The 23757-nt window shown below is 58.3% G+C and carries 33 protein-coding genes; 20 read left to right on the top strand and 13 right to left on the bottom strand.

Features of this window, described 5'->3' with window-relative positions; translation table 11 throughout:
- Positions 1–28: 28 nt before the first annotated feature.
- The 6 genes from yiaY (at position 29) to ACLD1Y_RS18980 (ending at position 6522) form a co-directional block, all read left to right on the top strand.
- On the top strand, positions 29–1177 hold the full coding sequence (gene yiaY / locus ACLD1Y_RS18955; protein ID WP_429479367.1) for an L-threonine dehydrogenase: 1149 nt from the start codon (positions 29–31) through the stop codon (positions 1175–1177).
- A gap of 92 nt (positions 1178–1269) precedes the next feature.
- Entirely contained in the window at positions 1270–1944 is a 675-nt protein-coding gene (locus ACLD1Y_RS18960) for an NAD(P)H-binding protein (RefSeq protein WP_429479368.1), read from the top strand.
- Complete coding sequence (locus tag ACLD1Y_RS18965) at positions 1944–2897, top strand: LysR family transcriptional regulator (RefSeq protein ID WP_429479369.1); 954 nt, start codon at positions 1944–1946, stop codon at positions 2895–2897. Before ACLD1Y_RS18960 ends, ACLD1Y_RS18965 begins: the two co-directional genes overlap by 1 nt.
- A 102-nt stretch (positions 2898–2999) precedes the next feature.
- Positions 3000–4193, top strand: a complete 1194-nt coding sequence (locus ACLD1Y_RS18970; RefSeq protein WP_429479370.1) for a CaiB/BaiF CoA transferase family protein — start codon at positions 3000–3002, stop codon at positions 4191–4193.
- Positions 4190–5131, top strand: a complete 942-nt coding sequence (locus ACLD1Y_RS18975; protein WP_429479371.1) for a hydroxymethylglutaryl-CoA lyase — start codon at positions 4190–4192, stop codon at positions 5129–5131. Before ACLD1Y_RS18970 ends, ACLD1Y_RS18975 begins: the two co-directional genes overlap by 4 nt.
- 59 nt (positions 5132–5190) lie before the next feature.
- Entirely contained in the window at positions 5191–6522 is a 1332-nt protein-coding gene (locus ACLD1Y_RS18980) for an MFS transporter (RefSeq protein WP_122675891.1), read from the top strand.
- Here the strand turns inward: ACLD1Y_RS18980 and ACLD1Y_RS18985 are convergent, their stop codons facing one another.
- Positions 6523–7011, bottom strand: a complete 489-nt coding sequence (locus tag ACLD1Y_RS18985) for a DMT family transporter (protein WP_429479372.1) — start codon at positions 7009–7011, stop codon at positions 6523–6525.
- 78 nt (positions 7012–7089) lie between these two features.
- Between ACLD1Y_RS18985 and ACLD1Y_RS18990 the strand changes: the two genes are divergently transcribed.
- A complete protein-coding gene (locus tag ACLD1Y_RS18990) occupies positions 7090–8007 on the top strand; it encodes a LysR family transcriptional regulator (protein ID WP_429479373.1) in 918 nt (305 codons plus the stop codon).
- Positions 8008–8146: 139 nt separating this feature from the next.
- Positions 8147–8674, top strand: coding sequence for a DUF4142 domain-containing protein (locus ACLD1Y_RS18995; protein WP_016975135.1), 528 nt, complete (start codon positions 8147–8149; stop codon positions 8672–8674).
- Positions 8675–8728: 54 nt separating this feature from the next.
- On the opposite strand, the gene ACLD1Y_RS19000 is transcribed toward ACLD1Y_RS18995, so the two are convergent.
- The 5 genes from ACLD1Y_RS19000 to ACLD1Y_RS19020 form a co-directional block, all read right to left on the bottom strand.
- Complete coding sequence (locus tag ACLD1Y_RS19000) at positions 8729–9154, bottom strand: low affinity iron permease family protein (RefSeq protein ID WP_429479374.1); 426 nt, start codon at positions 9152–9154, stop codon at positions 8729–8731.
- A 104-nt stretch (positions 9155–9258) separates the two neighbouring features.
- On the bottom strand, positions 9259–9759 hold the full coding sequence (locus ACLD1Y_RS19005) for a methylated-DNA--[protein]-cysteine S-methyltransferase (RefSeq protein ID WP_429479375.1): 501 nt from the start codon (positions 9757–9759) through the stop codon (positions 9259–9261).
- Positions 9760–9848: 89 nt separating this feature from the next.
- Entirely contained in the window at positions 9849–10172 is a 324-nt protein-coding gene (locus tag ACLD1Y_RS19010) for a hypothetical protein (RefSeq protein ID WP_429479376.1), read from the bottom strand.
- Between the two features lie 79 nt (positions 10173–10251).
- Positions 10252–10662: a type II toxin-antitoxin system HicB family antitoxin gene (locus tag ACLD1Y_RS19015; protein ID WP_429479377.1), complete on the bottom strand. Its 411-nt coding sequence runs from the start codon at positions 10660–10662 to the stop codon at positions 10252–10254.
- A 22-nt stretch (positions 10663–10684) separates the two neighbouring features.
- On the bottom strand, positions 10685–10867 hold the full coding sequence (locus ACLD1Y_RS19020; protein WP_003189411.1) for a type II toxin-antitoxin system HicA family toxin: 183 nt from the start codon (positions 10865–10867) through the stop codon (positions 10685–10687).
- A gap of 609 nt (positions 10868–11476) precedes the next feature.
- Between ACLD1Y_RS19020 and ACLD1Y_RS19025 the strand changes: the two genes are divergently transcribed.
- Positions 11477–11680, top strand: a complete 204-nt coding sequence (locus tag ACLD1Y_RS19025; RefSeq protein WP_429479378.1) for a hypothetical protein — start codon at positions 11477–11479, stop codon at positions 11678–11680.
- Positions 11677–11991 (top strand): helix-turn-helix domain-containing protein, encoded by a 315-nt coding sequence (locus ACLD1Y_RS19030; protein ID WP_429479380.1) that lies wholly within the window; start codon positions 11677–11679, stop codon positions 11989–11991. Before ACLD1Y_RS19025 ends, ACLD1Y_RS19030 begins: the two co-directional genes overlap by 4 nt.
- Before the next feature lie 47 nt (positions 11992–12038).
- On the opposite strand, the gene ACLD1Y_RS19035 is transcribed toward ACLD1Y_RS19030, so the two are convergent.
- The 5 genes from ACLD1Y_RS19035 to ACLD1Y_RS19055 all read right to left on the bottom strand — a co-directional run bounded on the left by ACLD1Y_RS19035 (position 12039) and on the right by ACLD1Y_RS19055 (position 13956).
- Positions 12039–12275: a helix-turn-helix transcriptional regulator gene (locus ACLD1Y_RS19035; protein ID WP_429479381.1), complete on the bottom strand. Its 237-nt coding sequence runs from the start codon at positions 12273–12275 to the stop codon at positions 12039–12041.
- Positions 12276–12400: 125 nt separating this feature from the next.
- A complete protein-coding gene (locus ACLD1Y_RS19040; protein ID WP_429479382.1) occupies positions 12401–12679 on the bottom strand; it encodes a pyocin activator PrtN family protein in 279 nt (92 codons plus the stop codon).
- On the bottom strand, positions 12676–12942 hold the full coding sequence (locus ACLD1Y_RS19045; protein WP_429479383.1) for a pyocin activator PrtN family protein: 267 nt from the start codon (positions 12940–12942) through the stop codon (positions 12676–12678). Before ACLD1Y_RS19045 ends, ACLD1Y_RS19040 begins: the two co-directional genes overlap by 4 nt.
- Before the next feature lie 48 nt (positions 12943–12990).
- Positions 12991–13185: a hypothetical protein gene (locus ACLD1Y_RS19050; RefSeq protein WP_429479384.1), complete on the bottom strand. Its 195-nt coding sequence runs from the start codon at positions 13183–13185 to the stop codon at positions 12991–12993.
- A 144-nt stretch (positions 13186–13329) separates the two neighbouring features.
- The gene (locus ACLD1Y_RS19055; protein ID WP_429479385.1) at positions 13330–13956 is read right to left on the bottom strand and encodes a S24 family peptidase; all 627 of its coding nucleotides are present in this window, start codon (positions 13954–13956) and stop codon (positions 13330–13332) included.
- 284 nt (positions 13957–14240) lie between these two features.
- On the opposite strand from ACLD1Y_RS19055, the gene ACLD1Y_RS19060 reads away from it, so the two are divergent.
- From ACLD1Y_RS19060 to ACLD1Y_RS19070, 3 genes are all read left to right on the top strand, one after another.
- A complete protein-coding gene (locus tag ACLD1Y_RS19060; RefSeq protein ID WP_429479386.1) occupies positions 14241–14450 on the top strand; it encodes a Cro/CI family transcriptional regulator in 210 nt (69 codons plus the stop codon).
- Between the two features lie 9 nt (positions 14451–14459).
- Positions 14460–16802 carry a VapE domain-containing protein gene (locus ACLD1Y_RS19065; protein ID WP_429479387.1) on the top strand — a complete coding sequence of 781 codons (2343 nt, stop codon included), beginning with the start codon at positions 14460–14462 and terminating at the stop codon, positions 16800–16802.
- 166 nt (positions 16803–16968) lie between these two features.
- Complete coding sequence (locus tag ACLD1Y_RS19070) at positions 16969–17469, top strand: hypothetical protein (protein WP_429479388.1); 501 nt, start codon at positions 16969–16971, stop codon at positions 17467–17469.
- 146 nt (positions 17470–17615) lie between these two features.
- Here ACLD1Y_RS19070 and nadS read toward each other — a convergent pair whose 3' ends face one another.
- Entirely contained in the window at positions 17616–17903 is a 288-nt protein-coding gene (gene nadS / locus ACLD1Y_RS19075; RefSeq protein ID WP_016975178.1) for a NadS family protein, read from the bottom strand.
- 2 nt (positions 17904–17905) lie between these two features.
- The gene (locus ACLD1Y_RS19080) at positions 17906–18220 is read right to left on the bottom strand and encodes a type II toxin-antitoxin system RelE/ParE family toxin (protein ID WP_429479389.1); all 315 of its coding nucleotides are present in this window, start codon (positions 18218–18220) and stop codon (positions 17906–17908) included.
- A gap of 117 nt (positions 18221–18337) precedes the next feature.
- On the opposite strand from ACLD1Y_RS19080, the gene ACLD1Y_RS19085 reads away from it, so the two are divergent.
- The 7 genes from ACLD1Y_RS19085 (at position 18338) to ACLD1Y_RS19115 (ending at position 23753) form a co-directional block, all read left to right on the top strand.
- Positions 18338–18670, top strand: a complete 333-nt coding sequence (locus ACLD1Y_RS19085; protein WP_429479390.1) for a phage holin, lambda family — start codon at positions 18338–18340, stop codon at positions 18668–18670.
- Complete coding sequence (locus tag ACLD1Y_RS19090; RefSeq protein WP_429479391.1) at positions 18667–18981, top strand: HNH endonuclease; 315 nt, start codon at positions 18667–18669, stop codon at positions 18979–18981. The genes ACLD1Y_RS19085 and ACLD1Y_RS19090 overlap by 4 nt, the downstream gene beginning before the upstream one ends.
- Positions 18982–19098: 117 nt before the next feature.
- Positions 19099–19620 carry a phage terminase small subunit P27 family gene (locus tag ACLD1Y_RS19095; RefSeq protein WP_429479392.1) on the top strand — a complete coding sequence of 174 codons (522 nt, stop codon included), beginning with the start codon at positions 19099–19101 and terminating at the stop codon, positions 19618–19620.
- A complete protein-coding gene (locus ACLD1Y_RS19100) occupies positions 19586–21346 on the top strand; it encodes a terminase large subunit (RefSeq protein WP_429479393.1) in 1761 nt (586 codons plus the stop codon). The genes ACLD1Y_RS19095 and ACLD1Y_RS19100 overlap by 35 nt, the downstream gene beginning before the upstream one ends.
- An 81-nt stretch (positions 21347–21427) precedes the next feature.
- On the top strand, positions 21428–22171 hold the full coding sequence (locus tag ACLD1Y_RS19105; RefSeq protein ID WP_429479394.1) for a zeta toxin family protein: 744 nt from the start codon (positions 21428–21430) through the stop codon (positions 22169–22171).
- Entirely contained in the window at positions 22168–22347 is a 180-nt protein-coding gene (locus ACLD1Y_RS19110; protein WP_429479395.1) for a hypothetical protein, read from the top strand. The genes ACLD1Y_RS19105 and ACLD1Y_RS19110 overlap by 4 nt, the downstream gene beginning before the upstream one ends.
- A 161-nt stretch (positions 22348–22508) precedes the next feature.
- Positions 22509–23753, top strand: coding sequence for a phage portal protein (locus ACLD1Y_RS19115; protein ID WP_429479396.1), 1245 nt, complete (start codon positions 22509–22511; stop codon positions 23751–23753).
- The last annotated feature ends 4 nt before the right edge of the window (positions 23754–23757 follow it).

The raw sequence follows: 23757 nt of genomic DNA on the forward strand, positions 1-23757 counted from the left end.
AGGCATAACCGCTATCCGAGGATTCGCCATGAGCAGCACTTTCTTCATTCCCGCCGTCAACATCATGGGCACCGATTGCCTCGACGAAGCCATGGCCGCCATCCGCAACTACGGTTTTCGCAAGGCGCTGATCGTCACCGACGCAGGTCTGGCCAAGGCTGGGGTGGCCAGCATGATCGCCGAGAAACTGGCGATGCAAGACATCGACTCGGTGATCTACGACGGCGCCAAGCCCAACCCCAATGTGGAAAACGTCGAGAAAGGCCTGGCGCTGCTACAGGAAAGTGCCTGCGATTTCGTCGTGTCGCTGGGCGGCGGCTCGCCCCATGACTGCGCCAAAGGCATCGCCTTGTGCGCCACCAACGGCGGGCACATCGGCGACTACGAAGGCGTTGACCAATCAAGCAAGCCACAACTGCCGCTGGTGGCGATCAACACCACGGCCGGTACCGCCAGTGAGATGACCCGTTTCTGCATCATCACCGACGAAAGCCGCCACGTAAAAATGGCCATCGTCGACCGCAACGTCACGCCGCTGTTGTCGGTCAACGACCCCTCATTGATGGTCGGCATGCCCAAGGGCCTTACCGCCGCCACGGGCATGGACGCCCTGACCCACGCCATCGAAGCCTACGTATCCACCGCTGCCACGCCGATCACTGACGCCTGCGCGATCAAGGCCATCGAGCTGATCAGCGCCAATCTGCGCCTGGCTGTACGCGACGGTAGCGACAAGGACGCACGGGAAAACATGGCCTACGCCCAGTTCCTCGCCGGCATGGCCTTCAACAACGCATCGTTGGGTTTTGTACACGCCATGGCTCACCAACTGGGCGGTTTCTACGACTTGCCCCACGGCGTCTGCAACGCGGTGCTGCTACCCCACGTGCAAAGCTTCAACGCCAGCGTCAGCGCCAAACGCCTGAGTGACGTGGGCCGCGCACTGGGCGCCGACATCAAGGGCATCACCGACGAAGAGGGCGCCCAAGCCGCCATCGCCGCGATTCGCAGCCTGGCCCATGACGTTGAAATTCCGGCTGGGTTGCGTGAACTGGGTGCCAAGTTGCAGGACATTCCCTTGCTGGCGACCAATGCGTTGAAGGATGCGTGTGGGTTGACCAACCCGCGTCGTGCGGATCAAAGACAGATAGAAGAGATCTTTCGCAGCGCTTTCTGACGGGGCAGTTACACGCCGCAAGGGTTAAGCTACAGGCTGAATTGCATTCAACTTGTTGCTTGAAGCTTGCGGCGTGCCGCTGAGGTCCCCTTATGAGAGTTCTGTTATTCGGCGCCACCGGCATGGTCGGCCAGGGCGTGCTACGTGAGTGCCTGCTGGCCACTGACGTGCAGGAAGTGGTCGCCGTTGGCCGCACGCCGCTCACCCAGGAACACGGCAAGCTGCATCAGGTGCTGCACAGCGACATGCTGGATTTCCAACCGTTGGAAAACCTGCTGCAAGGCTTCGATGCCTGCTTCTTCTGCCTCGGTGTTTCCTCGGCGGGGATGAATGAGACCAAATACACCCACCTCACCTACGACCTCACCCTAGTCGCCGCCAGCACCCTGGCGCGGCTCAATCCGCAGATGACCTTTATCTATGTCTCCGGCGCCGGCACCGACAGCTCTGAAGCGGGCAAGTCGATGTGGGCGCGGGTCAAGGGCAAGACTGAAAACGCGTTGCTGCGCTTGCCGTTCAAGGCGGTGTACCTGTTTCGGCCGGGGGTCATCCAGCCGTTGCATGGCGTACGGTCGAAAACGCCGTTGTATCAATCGTTCTATACCGTGTTGGGGCCGTTGCTCTCGTTCCTTCGGCGGATCAAACCCAGCTGGGTGGTGAGCACCGAGACCGTGGGCCGGGCGATGTTGCAGGCGGCAAGCCAGGGTGCGCCGCAGCCGGTGGTGGAGCAGGCTGGAATCAACCGCTTGGCCAGTGAGCGTCACTGATGTTGCACAAGAGCCTGGTGCGTCGTCTGGACCTGATCACCCTGCAATTGTTCGTCGCGGTGTTTGAGGAAGGCACGCTGACCCGCGCCGCCAATCGCGAAGCCATCGCGGTATCGGCGGCCAGCAAGCGCCTGATGGAGTTGGAGCAGGTGCTGGGCGTAAGCCTGTTTGTGCGCCGGGCCAAGGGCATGGAGCTGACCGCCGCCGGTGAAACCCTGTTGCACCATGCGCGGCAGATGCTGTTCAACGTTGAGAAGATGGGCCTGGAGCTGGGCGAACACAGCCACGGCGTACGCGGCTATGTGCGCATGCTGGCCAATTTGTCGGCGATCATTCAGTTTCTTCCTGAAGACCTGCGGGACTTTTCCGAGCTGCATCCAGAAGTCAAAACCGACCTGGAAGAACGCCCCAGTAACGGTGTAGTGCAAGGTGTGCTGGATGGGGTGGCGGACCTGGGCATTTGTTCGTGTGACACCGACACCAAGGGCCTGCCCAGCGTGACCTATCGCCTCGACAAGCTGGTGGTGCTGATGCCTGCCGATCACCCGCTGGCTACCCGCAACAGTGTGGCCTTCGCCGAAACTCTGGACAGCGACTACGTGGGCCTGCACGCCGCCAGCTCCATCAATATGCGCACCCATGCCGCCGCGCGTGAGGCGGGCAAGATGCTACGCCTGCGCATTCATGTGCCGGGGTTTGATGCGATGTGCCGGATGGTCCAGGCCAATATGGGCATCGGTATCCTGCCGCAAAAGGCCTACGAGTTGTTTGGCCGGGCGTTGGGCTTGCATGCTGTGCCGCTGACGGACAGCTGGTCGGATCGGCGCTTGATTCTGGTGGTGCGCGATGAGGCACAGTTGTCGCCGGTGAGTCGGTTGTTGTTTGATTATTTGAGTGTCTACACGCCTTCTCTGGAGCGGCCTGAAAGCCTGGTCCTACAGAAAATGCCCTGAGCATTCGTATTTCGCGAACGCTCCTTGCCAACTAACGGTTGGATTTCCCCTATGCCTGGCCTCTAGTCTTGGCCCACATTCCAAGAACAAGAGGTACACCCCATGACGGCTCCCCTGAGCGGTATCAAGGTGATCGAGATCGGGACCCTGATTGCCGCGCCGTTCGCCGCCCGGCTGATGGCCGAGTTTGGCGCCGAGGTGATCAAGATCGAAGCCATGGGCCAGGGCGATCCGCTTCGCAAATGGCGAAAGCTGCACGAAGGCACGTCGCTGTGGTGGTACCTGCAATCGCGTAACAAGAAGTCCCTGGCGTTGGACCTCAAGTCCCCGGAAGGCCTGGGCCTGATCAAGCAACTGCTCGGCGATGCCGACGTGCTGATCGAAAACCTGCGCCCCGGTGGCCTGGAAAAACTCGGCCTGGGCTGGGACGTGCTGCATGCCCTCAACCCCAAGCTGACCTTGGTGCGTATCTCTGGCTACGGCCAGACCGGTCCTTATCGTGACCGCCCTGGTTTTGGTGCCATCGGCGAGGCCATGGGCGGCATTCGCTACACCACCGGCAACCCGGATTCGCCTCCGGCGCGGGTAGGGGTGAGCCTGGGGGATTCCCTGGCATCGTTGCACGGTGTGATCGGTGCGCTGATGTCGCTGCTGCGGGTCAAGACCGGGCAGGGCGATGGGCAGATTGTCGACGTGTCCCTGGCCGAAAGTGTGTTCAACCTGATGGAAAGCCTGGTGCCCGAATACGACATGCTCGGCCATGTGCGTGAACGCAGCGGCGGTGCCTTGCCGGGCATTGCGCCGTCCAACACCTACCTGACCGCCGACGGCGCTTATGTGGTGATCGCCGGCAACAGCGACCCGATCTACAAGCGCCTGATGACCACCATTGGCCGCGCCGACCTGGCCGAAGCCCCCGAGTTTGCCCACAACGATGGCCGTGCCGCCAAGAGCGGGTTGCTCGACGCCGCGATCACCCACTGGACCAGCAGCCTGCCCATCGATCAGGTGCTCAGCGCCCTGGAGGCCGCCGGCGTGCCAGCCGGGCGTATCTACTCGGTGGCCGATATCGTCAGCGACCCGCACTATCAGGCGCGGGAGATGTTGCTCGATGCCCAGTTGCCGGGCGGTGTCTCGGTGAAGATGCCCGGCATCGTGCCCAAACTCTCCGAAACGCCCGGCGGCGTGAATTGGCAAGGCCCCACACTAGGCCAGCACACCGACGCAATCCTCGACGGCCTGGGCCTGACCGGCGCCGATATCCAACGCCTGAAAACCTCGGGAGTGGTGCAATGATTTCTGATTATTCCGACGCGCTGATCGTGCAGGAAGTGTCGCCGCGCGATGGCCTGCAGATCGAGCCGACGTGGGTTGAGACCGCAGACAAAATCGCCCTGATCGACCAGCTTTCCCGCGCCGGTTTTTCGCGCATCGAAGCCGGCTCGTTTGTCTCGCCCAAGGCCATCCCGGCGTTGCGCGATGGCGAGCAGGTGTTCCAGGGCATCACGCGCACCCCAGGCGTGATCTACGTGGCGTTGATCCCCAACCTCAAGGGCGCCCAGCGTGCCATCGAGTCCAGCGCCGATGAATTGAACCTGGTGATGTCCGCCAGCCAGACCCACAACCTGGCCAATATGCGCATGCGTTGCGAGGCGTCGTTGGCGGCGTTTGGCGAGATTGTCAGCTTTGCCGCCGACCATCCGGTACGCCTCAACGCCAGCATTGCCACCACCTTCGGTTGCCCGTTCGAGGGCAAGATTGATGAGGACCGTGTGGTGCAAATCGTCGAGGCTTATCAAGAGCTGGGCATCCAGGGCATCAGCCTCGCCGACACCACCGGCATGGCCAACCCACGTCAGGTGGAACGCTTGGTAAAACGGGTGCTGGAGCGTGTATCTGCCCGTGATTTGACCCTGCATTTCCACAACACCCGTGGCTTGGGGCTGTGCAATGTGTTGGCCGCCTATGAAGCGGGTGCACGCCGTTTTGATGCGGCGCTCGGCGGCCTGGGCGGTTGCCCGTTTGCGCCGGGGGCTTCGGGGAATATCTGCACCGAAGACCTGGTGAACCTCTGCGAAGAAGTCGGTATTGCCACCGGCATCGACCTGCCGCATCTGCTGCACATGTCCCGCCGATTACCCGCCTTGCTGGGGCATGAATTGCCCGGCCAGGTGGCCAAGGCCGGACGTAATTGCGACCTGCATCCACCCCCGGCGTACATCGCCACGTTGTAACGCCGCACCAGACAACAAAAACAATCGGGCGCCTGTGAGCAGCCCGCTGGAGAGAAAGCATGAGCACTAATACGTTAGAGGCTGGCGCGCGCCCGGCCGCCGAGATCGATGCCGAAAAAGCCCTGGTCAGCAAAGTCGCCTGGCGCCTGATGCCGCTGATCATGGTGTGTTACCTGTTCGCGTTTTTTGACCGCATCAACATCAGCTTCGCCAAGTTCCAGTTGCAGGCCGACCTGAGCCTGAGCGACACCGCCTACGGCTTGGGGGCCGGGTTGTTTGTGGTGGGTTATGTGATCTTTGAAGTGCCGAGCAACATGATGCTGTACAAGGTCGGTGCCCGGCGCTGGATTGCACGGATCATGATGTCGTGGGGCCTGGCCACAGCGGCGATGGTGTTTGTCACTGCCGAATGGCAGTTCTATGGCCTGCGCTTCATCATTGGCGCGATGGAGGCGGGGTTTGCGCCCGGCGTGCTGTATTACCTGACCTTGTGGTTCCCGCAGCACTTCCGTGGGCGGATCACGTCGATGCTGTTCCTGGCCTCGGCCTTTGCCGGCCTGGTGGGCGCGCCGTTCTCCGGATTGGTGCTGGAGCATCTCGACGGCGTGTTGCAGATGCGCGGTTGGCACTGGTTGTTCCTGCTGGGTGGCTTGCCTTGTATCGGCCTGGGCTTTCTGGTGCTGACGCTGCTCAAGGACCGTATCGAGGATGCGCATTGGCTAACGTCTGCCGAGAAGGCCTTGCTGTCGAGCCGTATCGCCAAGCATGAGCCGAACCAGCACGGGGGTTCGCTGTTGTCGGCGATCCGTATTCCGGGTTTCCTGATGCTTGGTTTCATCTACTTCCTGATCCAGGTGGCGTCCTACGGACTGAACTTCTGGGCGCCGCAATTGATCCGCAGCGCGGGTACCCAGAGCCCGGTCATGATCGGCCTGCTCACCGCCATTCCTTATGTGTGCGGTGCCATCAGCATGGTGGTGATCGGGCGGTTGTCGGATGCCACCGGTGAGCGCCGCAAGTTTGTCTGTGGCCTGGTGGTACTGGGGGCGGTGGGTTTCTTCAGCGCGGGGATCTTTGCTGATCACACCACGTTCCTGATCATCGCCCTGGGCATGTTGGGTGCGGGCATCATCGCGTCGATCCCGACGTTCTGGACCTTGCCACCCAAGCTGCTGGCCGGCGCCGGTGCGGGCGCAGCGGGCGGGATTGCGGTGATCAACACCTTGGGGCAGTTCGGCGGCATCGTCAGCCCAGTGATGGTGGGGCGCATCAAGGACCTTACCGGCAGCACCACCCCGGCGCTGTATGTGATTGGCGTATGTGCCCTGTTGGCGGCAGCGTTGTTGCTATGGGGCCTGCCGCAGAAACTGCGCACCCTCGACAAGGGCTGATCAGCCGGCCGTTACCAAGGCGCGGGCAGGCGTGGCGCTGAACTGGATCAACGCCACCCCGCCGATCAACAACAACGCCCCCAACACGCGGGGCGTTGTCAGTGTGCGCTCTGCCAAGCCGAACAGGCCGAAGTGGTCCAGCACCAGCGAAGCCAGAATCTGCCCGGCCATGGCCAGCGCAATAAACCCCGATGCGCCAAGCTTGGGCAGCAGCATCAGCGCCAGGGAAATAAAACACACACCAAACGCACCACCGGCCCACATCCACAGCGGCGCCTTGCTGACAAACGCCAGGCTGGGCAACGGTAAACGCAGTGCCAGGATCACGGGCAACAATACGATGATGCTCACCAGCAGCGACGCCAACGTAGCCCACAAAGGATGGCCCAGCCCACGCCCCAGGTTGGCGTTGATCGCACTTTGAAACGGCACCACCGCCCCGGCGATCACCGCCAGCGCTAACACACCTGCCCAATGCAACGTCGTCATTGCAGTTTCTCCCAGAGGTTTTGCTGGACTCTATGGCATTCGTCACGCAAATTTAAATTCCAAGTTCTTATGCCGAGCATGCAGCTGATGAATGATCTGCGCCGCATCGACCTCAACCTGCTGGTGATCCTGGATGCCTTGCTCACAGAGCAGCACGTCACCCGTGCCGCTGAGCGTCTGCACCTGAGCCAGCCGGCGGTGAGCCACGCTCTGGCGCGGCTAAGGGATTTGCTCGGGGACCCTCTGCTGGTGCGCCAGGGCGGCGGGCTGGTACCGACCGCACGGGCGCTGGAGCTGGCAACACCGCTGGCCGAAGCGCTAGCCCATGTGCAGGCGCTGCTGGCACCCAACCGGTTTGACCCGGCATCGGCCAAGCGCCGGTTTCGTGTGGCGATGTCGGACTACAGTGCGGCGATTTTCCTACCGGGTTTGGTGCGCACCTTGCGTCGGGAGGCGCCCGGCATCGACCTGCAAATCATCCAGGCCAGCCGCGAAGGCATGATCGACGGCGTGCTCAACGGCGATCTCGATCTGGCCGCTGGCGTGTTCCCCGACAGGCCCGTCGAACTGCGCACCACGCCGCTGTTCGAGGAGCATTACACCTGCCTGGTGGACCGCGACAGCCTGCCGAATGATGGCTCGTTGGATCTGGCTACGTACCTGTCCCGTCCCCATGTGCTGCTGGAAATGCGCGGCAGCGGCACGCCGGAAATCGAACGGGCGTTGACGGCGATTCGTGAGCGTCGACATGTGGCGATCAGCCTGCCGCACTGGGGCGTGGCGCCGCAGTTGATCCAGGGCACAGACTTGATTTTGACGGTGTCGTCACGGGGCTTGCTCAACATCGATCACCCAGATCTGGTGAGCGTGCCGCCGCCGTTTCATATCCCATCGTTTGCGGTGGAACTGGCATGGCATGCGCGCCGGGGTGGGGATTCGGGGTTGCAGTGGTTGGTGGGGCGGGTGGAAGGTGTGTTGTCTGAAGATCACCGGTAACCTTGAAGATCACAGGCTGCCGAGCTGACGACCGTTCGTCGCACTGGCAAGTTTTTTCTAAACCTTTGCCGCCCTGAAAATTCGAATTCAGGGCGGGGAGTGTTCCCACGCCCTTATTTTTGCCCTGGAGGAACCCATCATGAGCCGCATGGCTATCCGGTTACGCACCGCCAGTTTCGCGATGCTGCTGGGCCTCGGCGCCAGCAATGCTTTCGCCCAGTCGCCGGCTGAATTCATCGAGCAGGCTTCGGCCAAAGGGATGGCCGATATCGAAACCAGTCGCATGGCCCACGCCAAAACCTCGTCCCAGGAAATCAAGGACTACACCATCGAGGTGATCAACGAGCGCACCTTGGCTAACCAGCATCTGGCCGCTATCGCCAAGAAGCTCGACTTACCGGTGGCACCGCGCGAGAAGATCGTCGACAAAGCTGAAACCCTGATGCCCGAGCTCAAGGACGGCGACTCGTTTGACGCCGCCTACACCGCGCAGCAGGTCAAGGAAAACGAAGACGCCATCGCCCTGTTCAAGCAGGAAGGCGCAGCCTCGGATGTGCCGGAAATAAAAGCACTGGTGGATGAGACGCTCCCCAAGCTGGAAGAGCGCCTGCAAAAAGCCCGCGCCCTGGCGTCGACCTACGGTAAAGGTCATCAAGGCGACGGTTGATCACCTTACTTGAAATAAAAAACGGCAGTTGGATGTGCTCCAACTGCCGTTTTTTTACGCCTGATTCAAATCGGTCTTGCTCGGTTCGGCATCATCGGCGGTAAGCCCGCAGCTGCTGTTGAGGTTTACGGTGCCGGTATTGCCGATGCTGCGGTATTCCTGGCGTAGTTTTTCCAGCTCTTTGCGGTCCAGGCCGTCCAGGCTGAGCACGGCATTCTGCGCGTCTTTGGATACGCGCAGCAGTTCGTCGATCTTGATATGCAAGATGTCGTTGTCGCGGTTTTGCGTGTTCTGGATCAGGAACACCATCAGGAAGGTGATGATGGTGGTCGAGGTGTTGATGATCAGCTGCCAAGTGTCGTTGTAGTGGAAATACGGCCCGCTCAGGCTCCATACCAGGATCAATATCACCGCTGCGTAAAACGTCCGTGGGCTGCCGGCCCAGCGGGACAGGGATTGGGAGACTGCGGAGAATTTCATGACCGTTTTCCTTGAACAGGGTGGGTGATGAAAGTATGGACCGCAGGGAATCTTTGAAATTTCTTTTTACAAATACTCGAGCGAGTGGCGTTGAGTGCTGTGGCTCAGAAGGCCAACTGCGCTTGGCCCGTGCCTTCCAGTGCGAGCAGATATTGCTTGGCTTGCAGGCCTCCGGCGAACCCGGTCAGGCTGCCTGATGCGCCGATCACCCGATGGCACGGCGCGATGATCGAGATCGGGTTGCGCCCATTGGCCGCGCCCACTGCACGCACAGCTTTCGGATTGCCGATCTGTTGGGCGATCTGGCTGTAGCTGCGGGTTTCACCAAAGGGGATGGTGAGCAGCGCATGCCAGACCTGTTTCTGGAAGTCGGTGCCGTCGAAATCCAACTCCAGCTCGAAATGATTGCGCGTGCCGGCGAAGTACTCCGTCAACTGGCGCTCGGCTTCCAGTAGCACCGGGCTGTCGTTGGCTTCGAACAACTCTCCAAGGCGGACGCGGTTGGCGCGTTCGACTTCCCACAGGATCGCGGCGAGTTTGCCATTGCGCGCCACCAACGTGAGTTGGCCGACGGGGGAGGGCATGAGTGTGTATTCGTATGACATGGGCGTAATCCTTGAAGATGTACGGTGCCACTATCCATCGTGCAAGCGCTTGGGAAAACCCGTTTCTTGCGGTCTAAATTCTGCGGCTGTCAAAAGCGCCAGTGAATCCAACTGCCCGACCCATAGGCCCAGGCAACATGGACGATAAACCATACTATCGAAGGCGGCGACAGCAACACCCATGAGAAGAAATTGAGTAGCGCTAGGGCCCCAGCACTGATGGCCACTCCTCGGCTGGTATGTTGCCATGCATACCAGGCGCCATAGAACGACCCTGCAAGGGTTGCGATCGAAGGTAGGCCTCTCAGGTCGAACGGAATTTGCATAAACGGTAACAGCAGCGGGATGATCAGCACGAACCCCACGACTTTCCTGACGGCTTGCCTCGAAGCTTTTTGGACAGGTGTGCGCATCCTGATTCGTCCTGTGGATGGATAGGGCACGTTACATATTAATAGTCTGAATCCCTCGTGCTTGTAGGCGCTGACTGAATCACTGTTCCTTCTGAAGCACCTTCAATGCCGCCGACGCCAGAAACCCCGACCGGCTTTTTTCTTCTGGATGCTGCAGTACGTACTCGTCAATACGGTTCAACAAATACCCAGGCAACGTGATGTTGAGCTTCTGCGCCTTGCCCAAATACTTGGTGACATCAATGTCCACTACCGCCCAGGTACAGCCGGCGTACTGTGGGTTGGCGGCATGCAGGGTGACTTTCTGTGCGTTGGGAATCGGCGCGCCGTCTTCGGCGAGGATCTCGAAGTGCCCTTCGATGGCTTCGCGGGCCATGGCCATGGCGTCGTCCAGGTCATCTCCGGCGGAGTAGCAGCCGGGAATATCCGGTACTTCCACGCCCCAGGCGTGGTCGTCGTCGCCGGTTGAAATTGCGATGGGGTAAAGCATGTCTGTTGTCCTCCACGGACGGTTAACTCAACAGAGCCTGTTTCAAAATACTCTTGGCGGTCTTGTCCAACAGGTCCTTCTTTGGATGGGGAATCGTCACCAGCCCGGGCTTTGTCGGATGCTTGAAGTGATGGTGGCTGCCCCGGATGCGCACCAGATACCAGCCATCTGCAACGATGTGTCCTATCAAATATCGGCTATCCACAGCACCTCCTTGTGGTGTGTGTTGGTGGTGACTATAACCACTGAAATTAATTTATCAACACTCTACCTACCGGTGGTAGATGACCGGTATTTCGATAGGCAGTAGATGCAGTGTATGAGCGCGCAGGAATGGCGCCTGGGAGAGGTTTTGCGAGGTTTTGCATTGCGTTACAGGGTGTGTAGGCCGTACGCAAAGGTGAATCTTAAGACGTTGCCTACATGACCATCGGAACGCCGTGGGTTGTGCGCCAGAAGCTCGCTACTTAAGGTTTGTCGGGTGCTCAATGGCAACTGTGCACAGGCCCCTAAAGCGTGTCGGTATCCCGAAAGCTGCCCGGCCTGCTCACCTGTGCGCAGCTGCCGCCTTCATCAAATCAGCAAATTGAGCGCATAAAAAAACCGGCCACCAAGGGCCGGTTTTTTATGTATCCCTCGCCTAGAAACTACTTGGCACGAGATCAGAATCTGAGTGGAGCGGGTAGAGGGGGTCTAATGGGCAACGTGGTGCGCGGGTTTCAGGGCTTTTTTTCGGTTCGCTATACAAGCCGCTATACAAGAATTTTAGGGTCGGCTGACCCAGTGCCGTCTGTCATGACACCATGCGGCTGGAGTGATGACGGTCCGTGGATGGGTTATTTTAAATATAAGCGACTTGCCTATACTTTTGCTTATGAAAACGATCTTCTTCGAAACCACAAGCTTCACCGCCAGGGTCGGTGACTTCCTGACTGACGATGAGTATCGCCAGCTTCAGACCGAAATTCAGGTGAAAGCTGCGATTGAGGCAGAGCTGAAAAAACGAGGTAGAAAATGAAAAAGCGCGATCTGTTTGCGGAACTGATGCCGGGTGTTGGCGAGATGGCTGAACACCGGCAGGGGAAGATTACGCTTCGTCAGTACGAAGTGGAGGCCCTTGCTCCGCCAGAGGTGACGGCTGCTGAGATCATTTCCATCCGTGAAAAGCTGCACATGTCACAGCCCGTATTCGCCCGGCAGATCAGGACCAGTCCTGACACGCTGAAAAACTGGGAGCAATCGAAGTCCAAGCCCAATGCTCAGGCTGCGCTGTTGATTAAGCTGGTTGAGCGCTTCCCGGATATGGTTGAGCGGCTGAACGCTGTTTGAATGTTTAGCCCAGCGCCCGGCCTTGTGTCGGGCTTTATCTAGGGCGTTTATCCGGTGGTCGCTTGCGCCTGCCGATCACGTTGTTCCTTCTTGGCTGCGATCCACTGCTCAATTTCCGCAAGATCAAAACGCACCTTCGCCTGTCGTGCATCGCTGGTCTTGATGGGTTTTGGAAAGGTCTTGTCCCGCACCCTGAGTTTGTTCAGGCCGGAGATGCTTTGCATCCCCAGCATTGCCTGAACCTCGGGGTTTCCGATCAGTTGGGTGTGTGGTCGTGATTCCATAATGCGATACCTCTATTCAAGCCCAATTCGAGCGCCTGACGTTTCTCCGATCACAGTGCCTGATGTCCATTTCTCAATTGCGTTTTAGATGTCGACGAAAACAACGCCTCTGCCAAAACGTTGGTCTAGCTATTGCGCTTATATCGGCCCATCAGTTGGTCCAGCTCTTTGATCGCTGCGTCTCGTTGTTTGTCGATGTAGTTAGCCAAGTCGCTCAGGTGAATTCCTAATGCGGATTTCTGGGAGCGCCCCCCTAGCCGGACGATAGGCAGATCCAACTCGCCTGCCAATTGCTTGCGTTTCGCTTGTTCGTAGCTCAGGTTCAAATAGTCCCGACAAACAGTTTCCAAAGGGATGACGGCTTGGCCGTTGTATTGGGCCATCAGCATGAACAAGGTGTTCATAGCCGATTCTCCTGTCCTGCAATGCTGTTTGGTGGAGGCGCGCAAGAATCTAGATAGTCCGCCAGGTCATGCAGATAAATCACCGGCGCAGATCTGATAGACCCATGCAGCCGGGTATACCTGACAGGAATGCGACCGGAGTTGATCTCATGCAGCATGTACCGGTCAGTCTTGATGTGCGGAAAGTACCGCTGACGCACAGCCGACAGCGTGGGGCAGGGTGTGCTCCATTCGCGGCGTAGTTGGTCGAGGGTTGGGCTCATGTTGTTTACCTCCCGTCATCGCGCTCCTGGGCGTTGACGTGCAGTGGTTTAGGCGGCATCGCCACCCCAGGGATCAATGTCATCCTGGTAGACGATAGGCATTGGTGGTTTTGGCCCATTTGAACGCTGGCCGCTGATGATCAGTAATTGGCCGATGCGCTTTTGAAGGGCTTCAATCTGGGCGCGCTGTGAGACGGCCGGGTGAAGGTACACCTGCGGTGATTTCAGTTTTTTAGTGTTCATGATCGCTACACCTCAAGCAGCGAAGTGATGATGGCTAAAAATTAGGATCACTAATTTATACTGTCAACTGCGCTTTCAGTGCGAGTTGTATAGGTCATGGGGAAATGTTGCCGGTTTGGCTGAAAGATTTTTCTGATCATCGCGCTAGATAAGCGCTGAATACCAGAAGACCTTGCCGAGAATTCGGATATTTTTCGAAACAAAATCGCCGTCTCGATTTTCCTCAGGGTACTCATCGCTGTTGTAACTGCGCAGTCGCAATCCGTTTGCTGGCAGTTTGTAGACTAGGCGTAGTCGGAGCTGGCCACTGTAATCGAGGAGGTACATCTTCCCGTCATGGATCTGTGTTGCAGAGGTATCAATTGCAACTCGGCTACCTTCGGGCAGCACTGGTTCCATACTGGTGCCTTCAACAAAGAATCCCGCCACAGATTCAGGCGTGATTTTCTTCAAGTACAGGTCGCGACGGCTGCAAGGCATCGTTCTTCCGCCACCCAGCTTGACCACGGAGCCCTTACCGTCGGCGCGATTAACCTCGTGATAGAGGTCGACTTCGATATCACCAAAAGCCAGTGGGATTTTGTTGTTTAAGCCAGAGGGTGGTGGCGAGTTCACGTCGGTTTCACCCAGGGCACGAAGGAAGGAAGCGCCGATGTTAGTCGGCAGAGTGCCAATGTTGAAACCTTCAGTCGGGACGTCGGGGAAGAGGCGGGTGCTGACCTCGGTGGGTTGAAACTCCAATAGGGCGGCGAATTTCAGCAGCGCTGGCATGTTTAAAGGAATCCTCCCTGTCATGTACTGGCTGACGACGCTTTGCCCCTCCCAGCGACATTTTTCCCCTAGCTTTTTCTGTGTCAGAGCTGGATACAGACGCTTTCGGTCCTTGTAAATTGCAAGCAGGCGAGCGGCTTCTTCGCGAATGTGTTCTGGCTGATCTGACATAGGCTAAAAATATAAGGGCGGCTTATTTCTGCATACTTTTACATCCTGGGAGTTGAGATGTAAAAGAAGGATTACTAATATTCATAGTCCAAAACCATTCGAGGCACTGAGGAATGGACGACGATTTTGGTATTCCACTGAAGGATTTTGCTCAGGGTCGCACCCAGCCGGAACTCGGAAAGCTGCTGGGCGTTTCGCAAAGCGCAGTGTCACAGATGCTGAGCTCGGGTCGTGATATCCGCATTCAGATCGATGAGCAGGGCCGCTACTTGGCCTACGAGATTCGACCTGTCGGCGGGCGTAGAAAGTCTACGGCCGCGTAGGGTTGTGCGATGCAACGGCCAACATCCTCTGACTGGGCAAAGCGCTACGTTGAACTGTTCAACCTAGCCCTCGTCCCCATTGAGCCTCGTCAGAAAGCGCCCAAGGGCAATGCCTGGAATCAACCAAGTGGCTATCTCACCGACGCCCAGGAGGCTGCGGACTTCTGGCGTGACCATCCAAAACACAACATGGGCGTGGTCCTGGGGCCGAGCCGTCTGTGTTCGTTGGACGTGGATGATGTGCAGTGGACGCGGCAAGTTTTGTTTGATCAGTTGGGCCTTGATCTGGATGAGATGGCGAACGCCTTCCCGTGCGTAATTGGTAACCCTGCTCGTATGAGGATTCTGTTTCGTGTGCCGGACGAAGTGGAGCTCAGCCGACACGCGTTAGCGTGGCCACGTGAAAACGATCCTGATGGTTCGAAATTCAAAAGCGCCATCGCGATGGGAAAAGAAGCCAAGGCTTCAGGGGATCAAGCTGCTGAAGCGGCGGCGAGGACGCTTGCCGACAAATACAAGGCGTTCACGGTGTTTGAGTTACGAGGCGGGCTCGTTCAGGACGTGCTGCCACCCTCCATTCACCCCGGAACAGGCAAGCCTTACCTCTGGAAGAACCCACCGTCGGCTGATGGTTTTCCGGTGTTGCTTCCAGAGCTGCTCAAAGCTTGGCAGAACTGGGAGCTGTTCAAGCGTGATGCCGATGCAAGTTGCCCGTGGAAGCCCAGAGCAAACCTGCCTGTACTCAAACCAAAGCAAACTGAGCCAAGAGCCGGTCCCTCGGTAATCGATGAGTTCAACAGAGCCCATGACGTCGAGGTAATGCTGGCCGATCACGGCTACACCAAACATGGGCGAAAGTGGCTCTCCCCGCACAGCAGCACAGGCTTGCCTGGTATCACGGTGACTGACGGCCGTGTGTATTCGCATCACGCGTCGGACCCGCTCGCCAACGGCCACCAGAACGATGCTTTCGCGGTGTATTGCCTGCTTGAGCACGACGGTGACGTATCGCGGGCGGTGAAAGCAGCCGCGAAGCTGTTAGGTCTAACGCCTACAGAAAAAGCTCCAAAATCGCGCAAGCGCCCGAGCGCTGTCCCCGTCGAAAGTGATGATTGGAGAGCGCTTCTACGGCGCACGGAGGAGGGCGCCTTACGGTCCCAGCTCGCCAATGCTTATTTGATCCTCAAGTACACACCCGAATGGCAGGGCGTCCTTGCCTACAACGAATTCGCCGACCGCATCGACAAGCTCAAGCCTCCTCCTACACCCGACGGTGAAAAAGGCCCATGGCAGGATGTCGATGCCAGCAAGACGCTGGTGTGGCTGCAAATGGTGTGGAGCCTGCACCTGCGCAGCAGTGCTGTCGCCGACGAGGCCGTGCGGATGGTTGCCTGGGAGCATCGCTTTCACCCCGTACGCAATTGGCTTGAGTCCCTACCGCCTTGGGATGATCAGCCCCGCCTGGAGATGCTGTTGCCCACGGTGTTTGGCGCCGATATCAACCCCTACACCGCGCACATCGGCCAATCCATTCCTGTGTCCTCGATTGCGCGGATCTTCATTCCAGGCTGCAAAGTCGACGAAATGGTGGTGCTGGAAGGCGGGCAAGGGCAGGGCAAGTCCTCTTGTATCGCTGAGCTGTTTGGTTTCGAGTGGTATCTGGAAACCAGCGAGCCACCGACCAACAAAGACTTTTACGTGACCATGCAGGGCAACTCTGTGGTCGAGATCGGCGAGATGCAGAGCTTCTCCAAGGCCGATATCAACCAAGTGAAAATGGCGATCACTCGGCGCGATGACAAATACCGTGCGCCCTATGATCGCCATGCGCGCAGCCATCCACGGCAGTGCATTTTCATGGGGACTACCAACGCCGACGCCTACCTCAGCGACCCTACCGGGGCACGACGATTCCTACCGGTGTTGTGCCGCAAGGCCGACGTCGCCTATATCCGGCAATGGCGTGATCAGCTTTGGGCTGAGGCGTTGCACTTGTACTGCACTGGCTTTCAATGGTGGAACTACCCGCAAGATCTGGCCCGCGAAGAGCAGGATTCCCGCTATGTGGAAGATCCGTGGGAGGAGCCAATTATCAAATACTTGGAAGGCCACGCACCGCAGCTTCATTACCCCGATGGGTTGTTTGGACCGATCAACGAAGTGACGGTCATGGGCTTGCTTAAACACGCTTTGCAAATGGACTTGGCGCGAATGAATAAACCGGAGCAGCGGCGGGTGGCAGACATCCTGCGACGGTTGGGTTGGGTGAAGGAAAAGCAAAAACGCGTCGCCGGAACCTTGGAGCGTATTCGCCCCTATGTCCGGCCAGTGGCGGAGGATCGAGCAGCGTAGATGTCACTGGCGTCACCGGCTGTGTCACCAGCTGATGCTCCGAAAAAGCGTTGTAGATCAACGGTGTCACCAATGTCACCAGTGTCACTGCGGCTTCGCGCACGCGTACACCGAAGTCCCGTCATCGGCTGTATACCGTGTAAATCCTTTTTAACTGGTGACAGTTGTGACACTGGTGACAGTTTTGAATTTAAAGGCGTTTTTACGTCACCAGTGCGTCACCAATGTCACCAGATCAATGAGCGAGGTGAAGACGATGATTCCTGAGATCGAAACCCTGATGCGCCATTGGGGAGAACAGACTCGACGCTGCAATGCGGAACGCAGTCTTGGTAGCCCGCTGGGTACGCTGATGCGCTTTGGTGGGCTGATGCCTCGTGGCACGCCGGGCGCGCGCGATTTGCTCGTTGGAGCTGGTCCCGATCACATAGCGAGGGAAGTCGAAGCGGCGTTGGCCTGGTTGCAGCATCAAGGCGAACAGGGCCAGCGGTTAGCCAAGTTGGCGAGCCTGCGCTACTTACCGGAGCGGGAGCTGTCTGTTGCTGAACAGATGCGCTTGCTTGGGTTAGAGGCGGCGGCAGATAGAACCTATCGCAATTGGGTGCAACGGATGCATGAGCGGGTCATGTCGGAACTGTCACGGCGTGCGGAGCGACGTGTTGCCTGACCATCCGTCTGGTGGCAATACTTCAACCCTGTATCGAGGCCGCACCAAACAGGCAGTAAAAAGAATGGCCGTTTTTTTCGCTTTGCTGGTTTTCCGCTGGGGCGTAGAACGTTGCTAGGTTGTACGCTCTGCGTCAGAGGCGTCACTCAACCGGCCAATGCGTTCAGCACATGCACCGGGTCATTATGGATCGCCTTCAGCAACGCCTTAGCTGGCCCCGTTGGGTCTCGACGCCCTTGCTCCCAGTTACGCAGCGTACCCAGTTGAACATCAATCAACGCTGCGAATTTAGCTTGGGTCAGCCCGGTCGCCTTACGAATTTCTTTGACCCGCATTGCGTCAACGTGAAACTCGCGGGAAGGCTCACGTTCACCGCGCAGGATCTCGTTCATTTCCTCAACGCTTTCCATCAGTTCATCAAAAAATTTGCTCATGGTTATCTCCAGTGTTCGATTGCAGCCTTCAACGATTTACGCTCGTCAGCGGTGAGTTCTTGCTGTTCGTTCTTGGGGTAGATCATCAAAAAAACGATCTTTGATGCCGAGACGAAGTGGTAGTAAATCACTCGCGCTCCACCTCGTTTGCCGTGGCCCTTGGCCGCGATCCGAATCTTGCGCACTCCGCCTGTGCCTTCAATTACATCACCGGCTGATGGATTCACGATCAGCACATTCTGAAATGCCATATAGGCATCGTCGTCGATCAGTTCTTTAACGCGACGGGTGAAACCTGAAGTCTCGATGAAAATCATAGCTAATGTACGCCATTGGCTTAGTTTTCGGCAATGCTAATCCCGTATACGTCAGCGTGCATCCGATGAGTTGTAACTGGTTTTTAACGAGTCTTGATGCATCGGAGGACTGTCGATATGCCATCCAGTAAAGACCCCACCGCGTGGGCCGTTGCCCTCGCATGGCTGGCTCAACATGCCCCAGTCATCTACGCCACCAGCTTGTCAGCATTGATTTCTGCGCTACGAATCATCTACCGAGGCGGCACCCAAAAAGCGGTTCTGCTGGAGTCGGTTCTCTGTGGTTGCATCACTCTGGCAATCCTCTCCGGGCTAAGCCTGCTAGGGCTCCCACAAGAGGCGGCAGCGTTCGTGGGGGGCATGGTTGGGCTACTCGGCGTCGACAAGGTGCGCAATCTGGCCGAGCGCTTCGCTGGTGCCAGAATCACCCGACGCGACGACGATGGATGAACACATCCGCCCAGCGCGGCTACGGCTACCGTTGGCAGCAGGCCCGCCTCGGCTGGTTACGACGCCATCCTCTATGTGTTGAATGCGAGCGCCACGGCCGTATCACCCAAGCTTCAGTCGTCGACCACATACACCCCCACCACGGCGACACGCAGCTCTTCTGGAACCGCACCAACTGGCAATCCCTCTGCAAACACTGCCACGACGCCCACAAACAACGCTTCGAAAAATCCGGCGTAATCCTAGGCTGCACAACCGACGGCCAACCCATCGACCCCAACCACCCATGGAACCAGGGGAGGGTGGGGTGAAAGTTGCGCAGCCTCCAGCTTCAAGACCCCGCCCCCCGGTTTCTATGCAGCGGCGGGAAAAATGAGGGGTGCCCCTTTCACGCACTAGGCGCTCCCTGGTGAAATCTGAGGTGAACAATGGCCGGTAATCAAAACTCTGGACGCCCAGCCAAGCCCGCCATCGTCCACCTGCTAAACGGTAACCCCAGCAAGCGCAACCGCGAACAACTGGTGCGCGAGCAGGCGAAACCGTTGGCGCCAGTAGAAGCCCCCGCGATACCCGATTGGCTGAGCGACGAGGCTCGCTCCGAATGGGAGCGCATCGTGCCCGACCTGGAATCCCTCGGCCTGATCTCCCGCCTGGACCGCCAAGCCATGGCACACTACTGCGAAGCTGTCGCCGAATACCGCTTCTGGACCCTGAAAATCCGCGAAATGAGCCAAGGCCAATCCCTGCGCGGCGACGTACAAACCTACCGCAGCGGCGCCCAGGACTTGTCGGTGTGGCGCAAGCTGCGCAACGACGCCGAGCGCCGTGCCAATGAAGCAGGCGCCAGGTTCGGCCTGTCGCCATTGGCTCGCCGCTCTCTGAAAGCACCAGCGCCTCAAGGCGAGCTATTCCCCAATGAGCAAAAGCGCATCGCGGACAGGTATTTCTGATCGCGTCAGCGCCTTTGCCCTGGAGGTTATCGAAGGTCGTATCGTCGCCGGGCCGGATGTTCGCCACACCTGCCAGCGTCACCTAAACGATCTGGAAAACGGCGCTCAACGAGGCCTGCGCTGGGATCAGGGCGCGGCCAACCGAGCCATCGGCTACTTCGAAGACGTCCTCTGCCTTAACGGCGGCGAGTACGAAGGCCAGCCGTTTTTGCTGCTGCCCTGGCAATCCTTCATCGTCGGCAGCCTGTTCGGTTGGAAAGGCCCGGACGGTTTTCGCCGCTTCCGCACCGCCTACATCGAAACCGCCAAAGGCTCCGGCAAGTCACCGCTGGCCGCAGGCATCGGCCTGTACGGAATGACCTCGGACGCCGAAGCCCGCGCTGAGATCTACGCAGCCGCGACAAAAAAAGACCAGGCGATGATCCTGTTCCGCGACGCGGTCTCGATGGTCGATCAGTCAGCGTTGCTAGCCGAACGCCTGGAGAAATCCGGTCGCGGCGAAAAGGTCTGGAACCTGGCCCACTTTGCCTCCGGCAGCTTCTTCCGCCCCATCAGCGCCGACGATGGTCAATCCGGCCCGCGCCCTCATATCGCGCTACTGGACGAGATCCACGAACACAAAACCCGTGTCGTGGTGGACATGATCCGCGCAGGCACCAAGAGTCGTCGCCAAGCGTTGATCGTGATGATCACCAACAGCGGCCACGACCGCACCTCGGTCTGCTACGAGTACCACGAGTACGGCCGAGCGATCTGCTCCGGCCAGCAACACGACGACAGTTTCTTCGCCGTCATCTGCTCCCTGGACGAAGGCGAAGACCCGTTCAAAAGCGAGGCCTGCTGGTACAAGTCCAACCCGAGTCTAGCGTTCGGCCGACCCGGCGATGCCAACGGCGGTCTGCCGGGCTTGAAGTACCTGCGCGAACAAGTCACCGAAGCGCGGGGTATGCCTGCCAAGGAGTCGAGTGTTCGACGGCTGAATTTCTGCCAGTGGGTGGATGCGGAGAATCCTTGGCTCTCGGCTGATGTCTGGCTGGCTTGCGAGGTCGATTTCGCCCTTGAAGACATCCCCCAGAACGAGCCCTGTTATGGCGGTCTGGACCTGTCCGGTACCCGCGATCTCACTGCTCTAGCGTTGTACTTTCCGCGATTGCGTAAGGCCCTGGTCGAGTTCTGGACCCCAAAAGATACTCTGAACGAACGCGCCCGCACCGACCGCGTGCCCTATGACGTCTGGCTACGCGAAGGCTACTTGCACGCAACACCCGGCAGCGCGGTGGACTACGGCGCAGTCGCCACACGTCTCGGCGAACTGGCCGCATGGTTCAACATCGTCGGTGTGGCATTTGATGCCTACCGCATCAAGTACTTCCTGCCGGAACTGGAAGCACAGGGCATCGACGTCCCGCTGTTCGCCCACGGTCAAGGCTACACAGTCGCCAAGGATTCCGGCCTCTGGATGCCGCGCTCCATCGAGCTGACAGAAACCTTGCTCACCGAGCAACGCATTCAGATCAAAGCCAACCCGGTATTACGCTGGAACGCCGCCAGCGCCGTGCTCGACGCTGATCAGAAGGACAACCGCATCTTCGCCAAACGCAAAAGCACTGGCCGCATTGACGGGGTGGTAGCGCTGGCGATGAGTATCGGTGCCTCCGAGCTGCAACTGGCAGAGGTCGGCGACCGTGACGGTTTCTTCAACAACCCGATCATGGTGGGCGTTTGACCGTGAAACATATGCTCTATCCACTGAGTGACACTTGATGTTGTAAGCTCAGGCCTGGTGAATCAAAGGGCTGAGTCAGGTATGACACCAGAAGAATTAGCTATCGAACATGCTGCTTTTGAGTACGCCAGAGCGAACCGGACAGCTCTGGCCCGTCAGATCGCCGACACCGAGATGTACTTCAGCGAAGAGGCACCCCTTACGGTATTCATGGCCGGATCGCCCGGCGCTGGTAAAACGGAAGTGTCGAAGGCTATGGCGCAAGGCTTGGATGAACAGTTAAGCCCTTATTCCAAGCGAGTTCTTCGTATCGATCCTGATGAATTTCGCAGCTTGATTCCTGGGTACGATGGCCGTAACTCTTACCTTTTTCAGCGCGCAGTGACAAAAATCCTGGAAAAGGTTCTGGACCGGGCTTTTGACAAGAGGTTGTCGTTCATTCTGGACGGCACCATGGCCAATTTTGAGGTCGCCAGACGAAATATCGACCGAGCCTTGGGAAACCGCAGAAAAGTCCAGATCATTTATGTTTATCAACTGCCAGAACTGGCGTGGCAATTTGTTCAGGCTAGAGAGCTTACGGAAGGCCGGAATATCCCACTCCCCGAGTTTGCCAGACAGTTTATCGCTGCCCGGAACAACGTCATTGAGCTTAAGCGCCTGTATGGGGAACAGATTCATATCGATCTACTGATCAAGAACTTTGTCGGCGTCGACAAATGGTCAGAGCTCGACGCAACTGCCGACGCGATTGACGCTCTGATTCCCCAGATTTATGATCAGGTTCAGCTCGTTGAGCTGTTAACAGAGGCACGAAATCAATGAGTACGGAAAAAGTTAGGAAAACCAGCGCATTGACTGAGTTTTTCACCAAAACGTCTGACGAAGACCGACGGGCGTTTTATATGGGCGTCATTGACAAAGCTAACGCCTCACAGCGCGAAGTCGTACAGAAAGCAGAGGCGATCAAAGCTGCGCGCGTTGCCGTTCAGGATTCTTGAGCTTCGCTTTCAACTTCAGGTACTGAGCTAATTCATCGTCAGCTAATAAATCCGGGCTCCCCATAAGAGCACCGGATTTTTTGTGCCTGCCATTCCTGGCTGGCCGAAGTCGGCGACCGCGAAGGCTTCTTCAACAACCCGATCATGGTGGGCGTCTGACCGTGAAACTTTGGAAACCCGGACGACTGCGCGCCGCCTTGCAGCAGTGGCTCGGCGTGCCCATCGGTCTAACCGACAAGGCGTTCTGGCAGGAGTGGTTCGGCACCTCCAGCAGCGGCAAAGCCGTTTCGGTCGATTCCGCTATGCGCCTGTCGACAGTCTGGGCCTGCGTGCGCTTGCTCTCGGAGTCGGTCTCCACCTTACCGCTGAAGCTCTACCGCCGACTGCCCGATGGCTCCCGCGAGCCCGCCACGGACCATCCGTTGTACCGTGTGCTGTGTCGCTCACCCAATATCGAAATGACCCAGCAGCGCTTCATGCTGATGGTGGTCGCCAGCCTCTGCCTGCGCGGCAACGCTTTCATCGAGAAGAAGGTCATCGGCTCACGCCTTGTGGCACTGGTGCCGTTGCTGCCGCAATGCATGACGGTCAAACGTCTGGACAGCGGTCGATTGCAGTACCTCTACAACGAGGCCCAGGGCCAACGCGAGATCCCGGAAAAGCATCTGGTGCACATCCGTGGCTTCGGACTGGACGGCATCTGCGGCATGTTGCCAATCACCACTGGCCGCGACATCTTCGGCGCCTCGATGTCGGCAGAGGAGGCCGCTGCCAAGGTCTTCGCCAACGGCTTGCAAGCCTCGGGCTTTCTCACCGTTGAAGGCGGCGCCGCGCAAGGTGCAGGCACCCTGACCAAAGAACAACGTGAGCTCCTGCGCAAGAGCCTGGAGGAATTCAGCAGCTCGAAAAACGCCGGAAAAACCATGGTGCTGGAAGCTGGCCTGAAGTACCAAGGCATCACCATGAACCCCGAAGCCGCGCAGATGCTGGAGACCCGCGCCTTCAATGTTGAAGAGATCTGCCGCTGGTTTCGCGTGCCGCCGTTTATGGTGGGACACATGACTAAGCAGAGCAGTTGGGCCGCGAGTGTCGAGGCACAGAACCTGCATTTCCTCACCAACTGCTTACGCCCGTTGCTGGTGAATATCGAACAGGAAATCAACCGCTGTCTGATCGATGAAAATGACGCGGAACAGGTCTTCGTCGAATTCTCTGTCGAAGGTTTGCTACGCGCCGACAGTGCTGGTCGCGCTGCTCTCTACATTGCTGGCTTGGACCATGCCTGGTTCAACCGCAACGAGGTCCGTCGCTTTGAAAACCTGCCACCGATCCCTGGCGGCGAAATCTTCACGGTCCAGGCTGCAATGATTTCTTTGGAGCAACTGGGCAAACAAAACGCCGCGTAACACG

The sequence above is a fragment of the Pseudomonas sp. 18175 genome, from assembly GCF_050432925.1.
Classification (GTDB): domain Bacteria; phylum Pseudomonadota; class Gammaproteobacteria; order Pseudomonadales; family Pseudomonadaceae; genus Aquipseudomonas.

Excerpts from the sequence above, each read along its gene's own strand:
- yiaY (WP_429479367.1), top strand. The coding sequence starts at position 29 with ATGAGCAGCACTTTCTTCATTCCCGCCGTCAACATCATGGGCACCGAT.
- ACLD1Y_RS18960 (WP_429479368.1), top strand. The coding sequence starts at position 1,270 with ATGAGAGTTCTGTTATTCGGCGCCACCGGCATGGTCGGCCAGGGCGTG.
- ACLD1Y_RS18965 (WP_429479369.1), top strand. The coding sequence starts at position 1,944 with ATGTTGCACAAGAGCCTGGTGCGTCGTCTGGACCTGATCACCCTGCAA.
- ACLD1Y_RS18970 (WP_429479370.1), top strand. The coding sequence starts at position 3,000 with ATGACGGCTCCCCTGAGCGGTATCAAGGTGATCGAGATCGGGACCCTG.
- ACLD1Y_RS18975 (WP_429479371.1), top strand. The coding sequence starts at position 4,190 with ATGATTTCTGATTATTCCGACGCGCTGATCGTGCAGGAAGTGTCGCCG.
- ACLD1Y_RS18980 (WP_122675891.1), top strand. The coding sequence starts at position 5,191 with ATGAGCACTAATACGTTAGAGGCTGGCGCGCGCCCGGCCGCCGAGATC.
- ACLD1Y_RS18985 (WP_429479372.1), bottom strand. The coding sequence starts at position 7,011 with ATGACGACGTTGCATTGGGCAGGTGTGTTAGCGCTGGCGGTGATCGCC.
- ACLD1Y_RS18990 (WP_429479373.1), top strand. The coding sequence starts at position 7,090 with ATGCAGCTGATGAATGATCTGCGCCGCATCGACCTCAACCTGCTGGTG.
- ACLD1Y_RS18995 (WP_016975135.1), top strand. The coding sequence starts at position 8,147 with ATGAGCCGCATGGCTATCCGGTTACGCACCGCCAGTTTCGCGATGCTG.
- ACLD1Y_RS19000 (WP_429479374.1), bottom strand. The coding sequence starts at position 9,154 with ATGAAATTCTCCGCAGTCTCCCAATCCCTGTCCCGCTGGGCCGGCAGC.
- ACLD1Y_RS19005 (WP_429479375.1), bottom strand. The coding sequence starts at position 9,759 with ATGTCATACGAATACACACTCATGCCCTCCCCCGTCGGCCAACTCACG.
- ACLD1Y_RS19010 (WP_429479376.1), bottom strand. The coding sequence starts at position 10,172 with ATGCGCACACCTGTCCAAAAAGCTTCGAGGCAAGCCGTCAGGAAAGTC.
- ACLD1Y_RS19015 (WP_429479377.1), bottom strand. The coding sequence starts at position 10,662 with ATGCTTTACCCCATCGCAATTTCAACCGGCGACGACGACCACGCCTGG.
- ACLD1Y_RS19030 (WP_429479380.1), top strand. The coding sequence starts at position 11,677 with ATGAAAAAGCGCGATCTGTTTGCGGAACTGATGCCGGGTGTTGGCGAG.
- ACLD1Y_RS19035 (WP_429479381.1), bottom strand. The coding sequence starts at position 12,275 with ATGGAATCACGACCACACACCCAACTGATCGGAAACCCCGAGGTTCAG.
- ACLD1Y_RS19040 (WP_429479382.1), bottom strand. The coding sequence starts at position 12,679 with ATGAACACCTTGTTCATGCTGATGGCCCAATACAACGGCCAAGCCGTC.
- ACLD1Y_RS19045 (WP_429479383.1), bottom strand. The coding sequence starts at position 12,942 with ATGAGCCCAACCCTCGACCAACTACGCCGCGAATGGAGCACACCCTGC.
- ACLD1Y_RS19050 (WP_429479384.1), bottom strand. The coding sequence starts at position 13,185 with ATGAACACTAAAAAACTGAAATCACCGCAGGTGTACCTTCACCCGGCC.
- ACLD1Y_RS19055 (WP_429479385.1), bottom strand. The coding sequence starts at position 13,956 with ATGCCAGCGCTGCTGAAATTCGCCGCCCTATTGGAGTTTCAACCCACC.
- ACLD1Y_RS19060 (WP_429479386.1), top strand. The coding sequence starts at position 14,241 with ATGGACGACGATTTTGGTATTCCACTGAAGGATTTTGCTCAGGGTCGC.
- ACLD1Y_RS19065 (WP_429479387.1), top strand. The coding sequence starts at position 14,460 with ATGCAACGGCCAACATCCTCTGACTGGGCAAAGCGCTACGTTGAACTG.
- nadS (WP_016975178.1), bottom strand. The coding sequence starts at position 17,903 with ATGAGCAAATTTTTTGATGAACTGATGGAAAGCGTTGAGGAAATGAAC.
- ACLD1Y_RS19080 (WP_429479389.1), bottom strand. The coding sequence starts at position 18,220 with ATGATTTTCATCGAGACTTCAGGTTTCACCCGTCGCGTTAAAGAACTG.
- ACLD1Y_RS19085 (WP_429479390.1), top strand. The coding sequence starts at position 18,338 with ATGCCATCCAGTAAAGACCCCACCGCGTGGGCCGTTGCCCTCGCATGG.
- ACLD1Y_RS19090 (WP_429479391.1), top strand. The coding sequence starts at position 18,667 with ATGAACACATCCGCCCAGCGCGGCTACGGCTACCGTTGGCAGCAGGCC.
- ACLD1Y_RS19095 (WP_429479392.1), top strand. The coding sequence starts at position 19,099 with ATGGCCGGTAATCAAAACTCTGGACGCCCAGCCAAGCCCGCCATCGTC.
- ACLD1Y_RS19100 (WP_429479393.1), top strand. The coding sequence starts at position 19,586 with ATGAGCAAAAGCGCATCGCGGACAGGTATTTCTGATCGCGTCAGCGCC.
- ACLD1Y_RS19105 (WP_429479394.1), top strand. The coding sequence starts at position 21,428 with ATGACACCAGAAGAATTAGCTATCGAACATGCTGCTTTTGAGTACGCC.
- ACLD1Y_RS19110 (WP_429479395.1), top strand. The coding sequence starts at position 22,168 with ATGAGTACGGAAAAAGTTAGGAAAACCAGCGCATTGACTGAGTTTTTC.